Raw genomic sequence first — 12,239 nt, forward strand, 5'->3', positions numbered from 1 at the left:
CTTGCCATTTTACCGTTTTTTTTGTAAATTTGTAAAAAAGCACAAGCTATTCTTTTTCATGCCTGCTGGTCAATTCGACTGATCTTGGTTTCTTTCCTGTAATAAAAACAGAATAATCCTGATCCATTCCTTTGTTGAATTTTCAATGCCTCTCTGGCTGCATACATTTGAACCGGATAGTAATTATTAAATAATTTACAGACATGGCAAAATCCCAGGCAACCTTCATGAAGAAGCAGCTCGAAAAGAACAGGGCAAAGAAAAAAGAAGATAAAGAACAACGTAAGCAGGAACGCAAACAGAGTTCAAATGGCGGAAAGCTCGAAGATATGCTTGCCTATGTAGATGAGAATGGAGAACTTTCCTCTACTCCTCCTGAAAACAAACAAGCCCTAAGACCATCAAACCGATAGCTTGTTTCTAAGTCTGAACATACAACATTTAAACGATTAGGTAATTCAGGTTTGTGGGAAATCGGGCAATGTCATCCAATGAGTAAAATCTCCGATTGAAACCTTATCCTCGGCAACAATAAACTTATTATAAATTTCACTGTAATAACCGAAGTATATTTGTCCGCCATCAAATAACAAAACATCCACTGCCTGTTCAGGCAACTCATCTTTAACTAAAATCCATACCATACCCTAAAGATATAAACTATTGTCGAAATGGTTTTATACTAATTCAGGCTGAAAACAGCAAGGGTGAAGGTTACATATCACTGAAAAACAGCATATTAAGATCATTTTAAGGGAATTATAATTTTGCAGAAGTCAAACTTTAGAAGTAAATTTCTTTATAAAATCTTAAACCAACTCTCATTATGAACTCAAAAACATTTTTAATCGGTATTGCAGGAGGCATTATAGTCTTCCTGATGGGATTCTTAATCTATGGAATACTATTGATGGATTATTTTGGTGCGAACATGAGCTCCTACCCCGGACTCATAAAAGAACCCATGGAGATCTGGGCAATTGGAACAGGAAATATTATATGGGGGATTCTGCTGGCCTATTTTCTGAATACAGTGAAAATTGAATCAGGTATTCAGGGTGCTATCCATGGCGCATCATTGTTCTTCCTGTTTGGTCTGGGAGCTAATTTCGTTTTCTTCGGGCAGTACAATTTAATGCCCCTTTCACTGGCTTTTGTTGATGCACTTTGCATGGCTCTTTTAGGTGGAGTATCCGGGGCAGCAATTGGATGGCTGCTTGGCAGAAAATCAGAAAAAAGTAGCTGAAAAAAAGTAGAACAATAAAAAATCTTAGCTGAATAGGAATAAAAAATGGGGAATATCTTCCAGATATTCCCCATTAAAAAAGAGGAAAACAACATTTAGAATCTATTCTTTAATATTCAAATTTCGGGTGCAGTTTCTTCCGGATTTCCCCAAACGAACGGTGCTACAGGCACATTCGCATTTTCAGCTTTAATATTTTTCAATGATTCAGGAGCGGTTTCATGCGGACTCCCCCATACAAATGGTGCGACAGGCACATTCAGATTCTTAAATCCTTTAACTGACTTTATAGAATCAATTATATCATCAGGGCTACCCCATACAAATGGAGCGACAGAAACCATCGATTTAGGTAGGTCATTTGAGAAATCTGAGCTTTTAAAGCCTGCTTTTGTATTCAGAGAAAAAGTTATTAAAACTACTGTGCTAAGTGCGAATATTGTTTTCATGTTTTTGTTTTTTGTTTGATTGTTGACCAAATGTACCCTGCTAATCAAAGCCGGCATATACCTTTTTGGCAGGATACAGCAACAATTCGGTAAGTGCAGGAAAACTGTCGGTAAAAAACCTTCCGCTTAGATATCTGATTTACTACAAATGAGAATCGATTTATGTAGTTTTGAAAAAACCAATAATATGCAAAACCAGGATCCAGAAGCGAGAGATATTCACAGGTCATCTAAGAAAGATCTTTATGAAGCACCAGATTATTTTCTGGTCGATGATCTTTTGACTGAGGAACATAAACTCATACGTGATGCTGTAAGGGCTTGGGTTAAAAAAGAAGTTAGTCCAATCATTGAAGATTTTGCACAAAGAGCTGAATTTCCACGACACCTGATTCCCGGACTTGCCTCACTGGGTGCTTTTGGACCTACTATTCCGGTAAATTATGGTGGAGCTGGATTAGACTATATTTCTTATGGTTTGATTATGCAGGAGATTGAGCGAGGTGATTCAGGCATCCGTTCAACCGCATCGGTTCAGGGATCTTTGGTTATGTATCCGATACATGCCTATGGTTCGGAAGAGCAAAAAATGAAGTTTCTGCCTAAACTGGCATCCGGCGAATTTCTGGGATGTTTTGGATTGACAGAGCCGGATCATGGTTCAGATCCGGGAAGTATGATCACCAATATTAAAGACATGGGTGATCATTACCTTCTGAACGGATCAAAAATGTGGATCTCAAATTCTCCCTATGCCGACATAGCAGTAGTTTGGGCTAAAGATGAACAAGGTACTATCAGAGGATTGATCGTTGAAAAAGGCATGGAAGGCTTTTCTGCCCCGGAGATCCATGGCAAATGGAGCCTTAGAGCTTCAACTACCGGAGAACTGGTATTCAATAATGTTAAAATACCCAAAGAAAATATATTCCCGAACATAAGTGGGATCAAAGGTCCGCTGGGATGTTTAAACCAGGCGCGTTATGGAATAGCCTGGGGCGCCTTGGGTGCTGCTATGGATTGTTATGATACTGCTCTGTGTTATTCTAAAGAGCGAATACAATTTGGGAGGCCAATAGGCGGATTTCAGCTTCAGCAAAAGAAACTGGCTGAAATGATTACTGAGATTACTAAAGGTCAGCTATTGGTCTGGCGACTCGGAGTACTCAAAAATGAAGGCCGTGCAACACCTGCGCAGATATCTATGGCAAAAAGAAACAGTGTCGAAACAGCCATAAATATTGCACGTGAAGCAAGACAGATTCTGGGAGGTATGGGAATAACCGGTGAGTATCCGGTGATGCGCCACATGATGAATCTGGAATCAGTTGTAACCTATGAAGGCACCCACGACATTCACTTATTGATCACAGGAATGGATATTACAGGATTGAATGCATTTCAATAGGTATCCGGATTTTAGCGGTATATCCAATCCAGACTAAGCCTTCTGATATAGGAGTTTTGTAGCCCCAAACCAACTCCATACCCAAGCAATACATGTGATTTGGTAAAATGGATTGCTGTATAACAAAACATTCCATTGGGGTCTTCCTCTATATTTTTAATTTTTTGCCATGATTTTCCTTCATTTTTCGAAACAGCAACAGTTAAGGGGCTTCGTTTACTCTTAAAATAGCCCGGACCAGATGCGCCATTATTATTCCAGATCAGTAAGAGGTCACCTGTATTTGGTATTCTTTTTATTGAAGCAGGTGATATCGGCGAAGGGATTGCTGCAGGTTCTGCCATGGTCCATGTCAAGCCCTCATCGGCTGAAAAGCTTTGGTATTGTGTACCACCACTCGCTCTCATGTACACCATTAATTTTCCTCTTTTCAACTCAAGCAAACCTGGTTCCTGAGTAATAATGCTATCAGGAGTCAAAACGGAATCTCCTGAATGCCAACTTATACCATTATCATCAGAATAATAACATTGTATCGTCCCCTTATTCTTCCATGGTGTTTCTGGACTTTTATGCAATGATACCGGAACAAGGATACGACCCGATTTTAACTGCACAATCCGATCATTATTTACAACAAAATAGCCTTTCCTATCCTGAATAATTGCTTTTGGATCAGTCCATGTTTTACCCTCATCTTCTGAGAGTCTTAGCTGAGGAATACAATCACTTAAAGAATTCTTTCGGGCATATACGAGGGCAATCTTCCCATTTTTAAGACGAAGCAATGAAACAGACATCACATTCATATCCCCTTCTTTGTCAACAATGACCTGATCGTCTTTAGTCCAGCTGCTTCCCTCATCAGCAGAATAACGTCCAACCAATTGTGCTGGTGCATGATCGCTGCCCGAACCTCCGATAAAACGACTGTATACAAAAAGTATCCTGCCGTCTTGCAATTCAATAAAATCGCCTTCGCTGTTTCGTGGATTATCCTCAGATGAATGAATCTGATGAACCAGCATATTTCCTGAATTTTCATTTGGCTGCGCCATCAAAAATCCGGTACCAGCAAATCCCAAAAGAAAAAATAGAAAATATGATCTCAATAAGGCGATAGTATTATAAAATGATTTGCTCATTTTTCTTGAATTGGATAAAGATTTAAACACCAGATATTAATACCAGAACCTGATACGCAATAAAAAAGCCCATTTCAATAAAGATATGGGCTTTCTTTCAAAAATTAATAAAATGATATCACCTTAGGAGTAAATAGATTTTACCCGCTCTCTCAGGTTATATCCTGAAGCCATCACTTCACCGTATGCACCAGCTGTTCTTATTGCCATGAGATCTCCGCGCTTTGATTCAGGTAACTCAACTTCCTTACCAAAGCAGTCGGTACTTTCACAAATAGGGCCAACAACATCGTATGAAACTATGGGATTTGCAGAATCTGCAGTAATGTTTTCAATCTTATGATAAGCCTGATATAAGGCAGGTCGCATCAATTCAGTCATTCCGGCATCAAGAACCAGAAAATTCTTCTTCAATCCATTTTTCACATAAAGTATTCGGCTAATCAGGCTTCCGCACTGAGCAACAAGAGCTCTTCCAAGTTCAAAATGAACTTCCTGACCAGTCCTGCGCTCAAGGAATTTATCATAGATTTCAAAAAAACTTATAAAATCATTGACTGCATGCTCATCAGGATGATGATAATCTACTCCGAGTCCTCCGCCGACATTCAACACCTTAAGATCGAAACCGCGTTCCAGAAACCAAGTATTAAGCTCATTGACTTTCAGACACAGGCTTTTAAATACATCCAGATTCGTAATCTGAGATCCCACGTGAAAATGGATTCCAATCAGCTCAAGATTTGAACATCTTTTAAGTTCCTCAACACATGCAGGCAATTCCCATTGATTCACACCAAACTTATTCTCTTCCAGTCCGGTAGTGATGTACTGATGAGTATGGGCATCCACGTTTGGATTGATTCGTATCGCAACTCTGGCCTGCTTGCCTTGCTTTAAGGCAAGTTCATTGATTACTCCAAATTCCTGAACTGATTCAACATTGAAACAATAAATACTATTATTTAAAGCATCATTGATCTCCCTGTCTGACTTTCCAACACCTGCAAAAACAACCTTTCCGGGATCAAAACCGATTTCAATTGCCTTTTTAACCTCATTACCACTAACACAATCAGCACCGAAACCCGATTTTTGAATGGCTTTCAAGACCTGTTCATTAAAATTGGCCTTAAGTGCATAATGGACATGGAATGCAAACTTCTCAGAAGCCGCTTTGCAGGACATTAAAGTCTGATCCAATATATTCAGATCATAATAATAAAATGGCGTTTCTAAATTTTGGAAACGGGCAACGATATCCCTGCTAAACATATAAATTCTCTATTCCGCCTGGGGCGGATGCTAATTTTATTCAAATAAACGATTGTGTAATGACCTCAGTGCTTCAACCTTATCTCCATCATTAATCAGAAGGGAAATATTAAAATGGCTTCCACCGTAAGAGATCATACGGATTGGAATATGCTTCAGGGCTTCAAGCACCCGGGCTGCAAAGCCGTGCTTATCTGCACCAAAATCACCTACCACACAAACAATTGTTTGATTATAATCAACCTCAACCGTTCCGAAATTATTCAGCTCTTTTATTATTTCTGCAAGGTTACTAATATCATCAATAGTCACTGATACAGCTACTTCTGAAGTAGTGATCATATCAATTGGTGTTTTATAACGCTCGAAGATTTCAAATACCCTTCTCAAAAATCCATAGGCAAGAAGCATTCTGCTGGATTGAATTTTTATGGCTGTGATCCCATCTTTTGCAGCTATGGATTTAATTTTGCCACGTTCACTGTCATTGGTAATCAAAGTTCCGGCGGCTTTAGGTTCCATTGTATTCAATAAACGAACCGGAACTTTAAATTTTTGTGCCGGGAAAACACTTTGAGGATGCAGGATCTTAGCTCCGAAATAAGCAAGTTCAGCGGCCTCATCAAAAGATAGTCTTGCAATGGGTTTGGTACCCTTAACTATACGCGGATCGTTATTATGCATTCCATCGATATCTGTCCAGATTTGTACCTCCTCTGCACGAATAGCAGCACCAATCAATGAAGCAGTGTAATCACTACCCCCTCTTCGCAAATTATCTATCTCACCAAATGAATTACGGCAGATATAACCCTGTGTTATGAAAAGGTTGGTCTCCGGATCAAGTAATGGTTGAATATGTTCACTGATAAAATCAATTATCGGCTCATTGTCCTCGTCAATCTTCATAAATACCAATGCAGGGAGTAATTTTGATTTCACTCCTATCTCAGTCAAATAAAAATGATACAGGGTTGTTGAAATAAGTTCACCCTGTGCAAGAATGATCTTTTCTTCGATAGCTGTAAAATGTGCATTGGCAAATGAAGAAATCAGATTGAAATGATAATCAATCAGATTTTTTCCATTTTCTAATCCCTCATCCGAAGAAAATAGCTCTTTTATGAACAAATCATATTTAGCCTTAAGTATAGCTGTAAGTTCTGCTGCCTTTGATTTATCAGCAGCCAGATAAGCCTGTGATATCTCCAGCAGGCTGTTTGTGGTTCCTGATACTGCTGAAAGCACAACAATCTGTCTTTCTTCAGGGTTAATAATGTCTAATAATTTTTTGATCCTTTCCGGACTGCCGACTGATGTTCCTCCGAACTTTAGTACCTTCATTTAAGCTTGAATTTTAGATTGCAGCAAATGATTTTTATACTTGTGCAATGAGAGGCTAAAATTAGGAAAAAGCATCTTATTTTTTACAATGAACAGAATAAAATTTGGCAGCAAAAATTCTTAGGAAAAAGAAGACATTAATGCCTGATAATAAAATATAAAATTAATGAAAGAGCTAGAAATCTCTGTTTTAAGTAAGATTAACAATTGGCTTCGGGGAAGCTATGATGAAGCAACAAAGAAGGAAATCAGCGAACTGCTGGAATCCCAATCATTTACTGAGCTAACCGATTCGTTCTATAAGGATCTCGAATTTGGAACCGGTGGTCTTCGCGGTACTATGGGGCCTGGTTCTAACCGCATCAATAAGTACACCATAGGAACTGCAACCCAGGGATTATGCAATTACCTGATCAAGAAATATCCCGGTGAAAAGATCAGTGTTGCCATTGCCCACGACAGCAGAAACAAATCTGATTACTTCGCAAAAATTACTGCGGAGGTATTCTCAGCCAATGGAATACATGTTTATTTCTTCAGGGAACTTAGACCAACACCTGAACTTTCATTTGCTATCCGACACCTTGGATGCCGAAGCGGGGTAATGATCACTGCATCACATAACCCAAAAGAATATAATGGATATAAGGCCTATGGCTCAGACGGAGGACAATTTAAAACTCCTGATGATCAAATGGTTATGGATGAGGTTTCGGCCATAAGCGATATTAATGAAGTTAAGTTCGATAGAGTTGACAAAAGTATTGAGTACATCTCTGAGGAGATCGACGAGTTATATTTAAAAAAGATTACCGAGCTTTCTGTTTCTCCGGAAGCTATTCAAAGGCAACATGATCTCAAAATTGTCTTTTCACCTATTCATGGTACCGGTATTACCCTGGTTCCTGCTGCATTAAAGCGTTTCGGATTTACCAATGTGACTATTGTCGAAGCACAGGCAGTACCTGATGGAAATTTCCCTACCGTGATTTATCCAAATCCGGAAGAGAAGGAAGCATTATCTCTTTCAATTACCAAAGCTTCAGAAATTGATGCTGATCTGGTACTTGCCACCGACCCGGATGCCGACCGTGTGGGTATCGCGGTAAAGAATAATGAAGGTGAGTTCATTCTGCTGAATGGCAATCAAACCGGAAGCCTGCTGATCAACTATTTATTAAGTGCATGGGAGCAAAAGGGGAAACTCACAGGAAACGAATACATTGTGTCCACAATTGTGACGACCAAACTGATCGGAGATATCGCAGAATCAAAAAATGTTAGTTTCTATGAAACGCTAACCGGTTTCAAATGGATCGGAGCTTTGATAACAGAACTCCAGGGAAAGAAAACCTTCATTGCCGGTGGTGAGGAAAGTTATGGTTATCTGGTTGGCGAACTTGTCAGGGATAAAGACGCAGTTATTTCCTGCGCATTTATCGCAGAAATGGCTGCATATTATAAGGATCAGGGAAGTAGTCTATACCAGGCAATGCTTACAATGTACCAAACCTATGGCTTTTACAAAGAAAAACTGGTTTCAATCACAAAAAAGGGTAAAACAGGTGCCGAAGAAATAAAATCAATGATGGAACGATTCCGTTTCAATACACCTGTGAGCCTTGGAGGATCAAAAATAGTGTGCCTTAAAGATTATGAGCTTGGAAAAGAAACAGACCTGATGAGTGGAAGTTCCAAAAAGCTGGATCTGCCTAAATCAGATGTACTTCAATTCATCACAGCCGATGGATGCATCGTCTCAGCAAGACCGTCCGGCACAGAGCCAAAGATCAAATTTTATTGCAGTGTAAAAACTGCCCTTCCTGACATTAATGAATTTGGTATTAAGGACAAGCAGCTTAATGAAAAAATAGAACAAATTATGCATGACCTTGCAGTGTAAAATCAGATAAAAATTCAAAAGAAAAAACAAGTAATACTCTTAAATTGTATTGTATTACGTAAGGACTAATTTTCCTTTTTCAGGGCTTTCTACTCTTAAACAAAGTATATTTGCAGCATGAAAAAGCTTCTGTTTATTGCTCTTGGCACGCTGGTAATTCAGTCCTGCACAAATCAGTCGGATACTAAACTTCCCATTTTAGGAAACCGGGAGCCGGTAGAAAGAACCGTTGATGGTAAAACTGTAGTCGATACGATTTACCAAACGATTTCGCCTTTCAGTTATTTTAATCAGGACAGCATTTTGGTAACTGATAAAGATTTTGACGGCAAGATTTATGTTGCAGATTTCTTTTTCACATCCTGTAATACAATATGTCCGGTTATGCACCGGAATATGCTTGATGTCTACAAAAAATTCAAAGACAACCCCAAAGTTAAACTCCTCTCCCATTCCATCGATATCAAATACGATTTACCCTCCCGTTTAAAAACCTATGCTACCAAACTTGGTGTAGAAGGAAATCAATGGGAATTTGTTCATGGAAGCCGGGACTCAATATTCAACATCGCAGCTAAAAACTATTTAGTTTCTGCATTTGAAGATAGTTCTGACCCGCAGGGCCTGGTACATCAGGGTTGGTTTATTCTGGTTGACACTAAAAAACAGTTACGCGGTGCATACGATGGCACAAAAGCAGACCAGGTAAAACAATTGATGGAAGACATGGATAAATTGCTCAGGGAAGAAGCTGCTAATGAGAACTAGCTTAATCTATAGTTGTCTTCTTCTGTTCATCATGGCTATAATAATACAGTCATGTCAGAATGAAGACAGTATTACCTACAAACGCTATTATGTAAACGGCAAGGGGCTTTATGAAAAGAATTGCCAGAACTGTCATGGCACTGACGGGAAGGGATTAGGCACACTTTACCCACCACTTACAGACAGTACCTATTTGATTGCAAATAAGAAAAAACTAGCCTGCATCATCAGGAATGGCCAAAGTGAACAGATTACAATCAATAATGTTGCCTATCAGGGACAAATGCCCGGAAACAATACGCTGGCTGATATTGATATTGCCCAGATAATCGTTTATATCAGTAACTCGTTCGGAAACAAACAAGGTCATTACGATCAGGCTGAAGTCGCCAAAGAACTGGCAGCATGTAAATAAACAACATTCCTTATTGGCTTCATTCATTGGCTTGTGGTTAACAGAACGATTTGTATTTTTGCAATTCATTAAAAAAACATGGCTAAGCGAATAAAAATTAAAGATTTACTAAACAGTACTGATTCCGGACAAGAGGCAACTGTAATGGGCTGGGTTAAAACATTCAGAAACAACCAGTTCATTGCTATCAACGATGGATCAACGATCAAAAATATACAAGCTGTAGTAGATTTTAATTCCTTCGACGATAGTCTGTTAAAAAGGCTGACTACAGGCGCTGCGGTTTCACTGACCGGTGAAATTGTTGAATCTCTGGGTAAGGGACAACGCATCGAAATCAAGGTAAATACCCTCGAAATATTAGGTGACAGCGATGCTGAGAAGTTTCCATTGCAGCCTAAGAAACACAGTCTTGAGTTTTTAAGGGAAATCGCCCATTTGCGTTTCCGTACCAATACTTTCAACGCAGTATTCAAGGTTCGTCATGCACTGGCCTTTGCCGTTCATAAATTTTTTAACGATAAGGGCTTTTTGTACTTGCACACACCTATCATTACGGCTTCTGATGCAGAAGGTGCTGGTGAAATGTTCAGGGTTTCTACAATTGATCCTGATCATATTCCTCGTAATGAAGACGGCACAGTAAATTACAAGGAAGATTTCTTTGGCAAAGCAACAAACCTAACTGTTTCCGGACAGCTGGAAGGTGAACTCGCGGCTATGGCCTTTGGAGATATCTATACTTTTGGCCCTACATTCAGAGCTGAAAATTCAAATACAACACGTCATTTGGCAGAATTCTGGATGATAGAGCCTGAAATGGCTTTCTATGATCTGAATGACAACATGGATCTGGCTGAGGAATTGCTTAAATATGTCATTTCTTATGCATTAGAAAATTGTGCTGATGAATTGGAGTTCCTCAACAGCAGACTATCAGAAGAGGAAAAACTTAAGCCACAGGCAGACCGCTCAGAACTCGACCTGCTTTCCAAGCTGAAGTTCTGTCTTGAAAATAATTTTGAACGAATCACCTATACCGAAGCAATACAAATTCTCAGGAACTCAAAACCGAATCAAAAGAAGCAATTCAAATACCTGATCGATAGCTGGGGTGCTGATCTGCAGTCGGAACATGAACGTTTCCTTGTAGAAAAGCATTTCAAAAAGCCGGTGATCTTAACTGATTATCCTGCAGATATCAAGTCATTCTATATGAGGCTGAATGAACCTGATGCAGAGGGAAGAACCACAGTGAGAGCCATGGATATCCTGTTCCCGGGTATTGGAGAGATTGTAGGTGGCTCACAACGTGAAGAACGTCTTGAGAAACTGGAAAACAGAATGGAGGAAATGCACATACCTTCAGAGGAAATGTCCTGGTACCTTGACACTCGTCGTTTTGGTTCTGCACCGCATGCGGGATTTGGATTGGGTTTCGAACGTTTAGTACTTTTTGTTACCGGGATGACCAACATCAGGGATGTTATTCCTTTCCCAAGAACCCCAAAGAATGCGGAGTTTTAGACTCTTTTTTCAGTCCGAGTGGGGTTAGAACCCATTTATTCTGGTGTTTAATGGGTAAAAATCTGTATTTTTAGATATGCTGATAAAGATCTATCCTGAAAATCCCAATGAAAAAGTAATCCAGCAGGTGGTCGACGTCCTTATCAAAGGTGGAATAATCATTTATCCCACCGATACCGTCTACGGTATGGGCTGTGATATAAGCAATTCAAAAGCTATTGAAAAAATATGTAAAATCAGGGGTATTAAACCTGAAAAGGCGAATTTCTCATTCATCTGCTATGATCTAAGCCATATTTCAGATTTCACCAGACAAATTGATAATGAAACCTACAGGGTAATTAAAAAAGCACTCCCCGGACCATTCACCTTTATCTTTAATGCGAACAAAAATGTACCAAAATTATTAAGTTCAAATAAAAAGACTGTTGGTATCAGAGTCCCTGACAATACTATAGCAAGAACCATTGTAAAAATGCTTGGGAATCCAATTATCTCTACTTCGATACATGATGATGATGAGATCATGGAATATTCAACAGACCCTGAACTGATCCATGAAAAGTATGAAGATATTGTAGACCTGGTCATTGATGGAGGATATGGCGATAATGAGCCCTCTACAATAGTAGATTGCAGTGAAGGTGAGTTTGAAATTATAAGACAGGGAAAAGGGGATTTGGATCTGTATTTATAGTATCCCTATATAAGTGGGTATTTCTTAGGCTGACAAGGCCTCTTTTAATATCGGGAGTATCC

Annotated in this window: 13 protein-coding genes; 8 read left to right on the forward strand and 5 right to left on the reverse strand. The window is 39.3% G+C overall.

Features of this window, described 5'->3' with window-relative positions:
• Nucleotides 1–203 precede the first annotated feature (203 nt).
• The gene (locus Q8M41_RS11650) at nucleotides 204–413 is read left to right on the forward strand and encodes a hypothetical protein (protein WP_305365453.1); all 210 of its coding nucleotides are present in this window, start codon (nucleotides 204–206) and stop codon (nucleotides 411–413) included.
• 45 nt (nucleotides 414–458) lie between these two features.
• On the opposite strand, the gene Q8M41_RS11655 is transcribed toward Q8M41_RS11650, so the two are convergent.
• A complete protein-coding gene (locus Q8M41_RS11655; protein WP_305365454.1) occupies nucleotides 459–644 on the reverse strand; it encodes a DUF551 domain-containing protein in 186 nt (61 codons plus the stop codon).
• 182 nt (nucleotides 645–826) lie between these two features.
• Here Q8M41_RS11655 and Q8M41_RS11660 point away from each other — a divergent pair, with 182 nt between their 5' ends.
• Nucleotides 827–1,246, forward strand: coding sequence for a hypothetical protein (locus Q8M41_RS11660; RefSeq protein WP_305365455.1), 420 nt, complete (start codon nucleotides 827–829; stop codon nucleotides 1,244–1,246).
• Between the two features lie 116 nt (nucleotides 1,247–1,362).
• Here Q8M41_RS11660 and Q8M41_RS11665 read toward each other — a convergent pair whose 3' ends face one another.
• Nucleotides 1,363–1,695 (reverse strand): hypothetical protein, encoded by a 333-nt coding sequence (locus Q8M41_RS11665; protein ID WP_305365456.1) that lies wholly within the window; start codon nucleotides 1,693–1,695, stop codon nucleotides 1,363–1,365.
• A gap of 187 nt (nucleotides 1,696–1,882) precedes the next feature.
• On the opposite strand from Q8M41_RS11665, the gene Q8M41_RS11670 reads away from it, so the two are divergent.
• A complete protein-coding gene (locus Q8M41_RS11670; RefSeq protein ID WP_370870490.1) occupies nucleotides 1,883–3,103 on the forward strand; it encodes an acyl-CoA dehydrogenase family protein in 1,221 nt (406 codons plus the stop codon).
• Between the two features lie 11 nt (nucleotides 3,104–3,114).
• Here Q8M41_RS11670 and Q8M41_RS11675 read toward each other — a convergent pair whose 3' ends face one another.
• From Q8M41_RS11675 to Q8M41_RS11685, 3 genes are all read right to left on the reverse strand, one after another.
• On the reverse strand, nucleotides 3,115–4,248 hold the full coding sequence (locus Q8M41_RS11675) for a sialidase family protein (protein ID WP_305365457.1): 1,134 nt from the start codon (nucleotides 4,246–4,248) through the stop codon (nucleotides 3,115–3,117).
• A 123-nt stretch (nucleotides 4,249–4,371) separates the two neighbouring features.
• Nucleotides 4,372–5,523 (reverse strand): diaminopimelate decarboxylase, encoded by a 1,152-nt coding sequence (gene lysA, locus Q8M41_RS11680; protein WP_305365458.1) that lies wholly within the window; start codon nucleotides 5,521–5,523, stop codon nucleotides 4,372–4,374.
• A 36-nt stretch (nucleotides 5,524–5,559) separates the two neighbouring features.
• Nucleotides 5,560–6,867 (reverse strand): aspartate kinase, encoded by a 1,308-nt coding sequence (locus Q8M41_RS11685; RefSeq protein ID WP_305365459.1) that lies wholly within the window; start codon nucleotides 6,865–6,867, stop codon nucleotides 5,560–5,562.
• 166 nt (nucleotides 6,868–7,033) lie between these two features.
• On the opposite strand from Q8M41_RS11685, the gene Q8M41_RS11690 reads away from it, so the two are divergent.
• From Q8M41_RS11690 to Q8M41_RS11710, 5 genes are all read left to right on the forward strand, one after another.
• Nucleotides 7,034–8,770 (forward strand): phospho-sugar mutase, encoded by a 1,737-nt coding sequence (locus Q8M41_RS11690; protein ID WP_305365460.1) that lies wholly within the window; start codon nucleotides 7,034–7,036, stop codon nucleotides 8,768–8,770.
• Between the two features lie 117 nt (nucleotides 8,771–8,887).
• Nucleotides 8,888–9,538, forward strand: coding sequence for an SCO family protein (locus Q8M41_RS11695; protein WP_305365461.1), 651 nt, complete (start codon nucleotides 8,888–8,890; stop codon nucleotides 9,536–9,538).
• 31 nt (nucleotides 9,539–9,569) lie between these two features.
• On the forward strand, nucleotides 9,570–9,953 hold the full coding sequence (locus tag Q8M41_RS11700; protein ID WP_305365462.1) for a cytochrome c: 384 nt from the start codon (nucleotides 9,570–9,572) through the stop codon (nucleotides 9,951–9,953).
• Between the two features lie 78 nt (nucleotides 9,954–10,031).
• Nucleotides 10,032–11,480 (forward strand): asparagine--tRNA ligase, encoded by a 1,449-nt coding sequence (asnS, locus tag Q8M41_RS11705; protein WP_305365463.1) that lies wholly within the window; start codon nucleotides 10,032–10,034, stop codon nucleotides 11,478–11,480.
• A gap of 76 nt (nucleotides 11,481–11,556) precedes the next feature.
• On the forward strand, nucleotides 11,557–12,177 hold the full coding sequence (locus Q8M41_RS11710) for an L-threonylcarbamoyladenylate synthase (RefSeq protein WP_305365464.1): 621 nt from the start codon (nucleotides 11,557–11,559) through the stop codon (nucleotides 12,175–12,177).
• Nucleotides 12,178–12,239 lie beyond the last annotated feature (62 nt).

The organism is Daejeonella sp. (assembly GCF_030684675.1).
GTDB lineage: Bacteria > Bacteroidota > Bacteroidia > Sphingobacteriales > Sphingobacteriaceae > Daejeonella.

Bases quoted from the DNA above. Each gene is read 5' to 3' on its own strand.
- Q8M41_RS11650 (WP_305365453.1), top strand. From the start codon at position 204: ATGGCAAAATCCCAGGCAACCTTCATGAAGAAGCAGCTCGAAAAGAAC.
- Q8M41_RS11655 (WP_305365454.1), bottom strand. From the start codon at position 644: ATGGTATGGATTTTAGTTAAAGATGAGTTGCCTGAACAGGCAGTGGAT.
- Q8M41_RS11660 (WP_305365455.1), top strand. From the start codon at position 827: ATGAACTCAAAAACATTTTTAATCGGTATTGCAGGAGGCATTATAGTC.
- Q8M41_RS11665 (WP_305365456.1), bottom strand. From the start codon at position 1,695: ATGAAAACAATATTCGCACTTAGCACAGTAGTTTTAATAACTTTTTCT.
- Q8M41_RS11670 (WP_370870490.1), top strand. From the start codon at position 1,883: ATGCAAAACCAGGATCCAGAAGCGAGAGATATTCACAGGTCATCTAAG.
- Q8M41_RS11675 (WP_305365457.1), bottom strand. From the start codon at position 4,248: ATGAGCAAATCATTTTATAATACTATCGCCTTATTGAGATCATATTTT.
- lysA (WP_305365458.1), bottom strand. From the start codon at position 5,523: ATGTTTAGCAGGGATATCGTTGCCCGTTTCCAAAATTTAGAAACGCCA.
- Q8M41_RS11685 (WP_305365459.1), bottom strand. From the start codon at position 6,867: ATGAAGGTACTAAAGTTCGGAGGAACATCAGTCGGCAGTCCGGAAAGG.
- Q8M41_RS11690 (WP_305365460.1), top strand. From the start codon at position 7,034: ATGAAAGAGCTAGAAATCTCTGTTTTAAGTAAGATTAACAATTGGCTT.
- Q8M41_RS11695 (WP_305365461.1), top strand. From the start codon at position 8,888: ATGAAAAAGCTTCTGTTTATTGCTCTTGGCACGCTGGTAATTCAGTCC.
- Q8M41_RS11700 (WP_305365462.1), top strand. From the start codon at position 9,570: ATGGCTATAATAATACAGTCATGTCAGAATGAAGACAGTATTACCTAC.
- asnS (WP_305365463.1), top strand. From the start codon at position 10,032: ATGGCTAAGCGAATAAAAATTAAAGATTTACTAAACAGTACTGATTCC.
- Q8M41_RS11710 (WP_305365464.1), top strand. From the start codon at position 11,557: ATGCTGATAAAGATCTATCCTGAAAATCCCAATGAAAAAGTAATCCAG.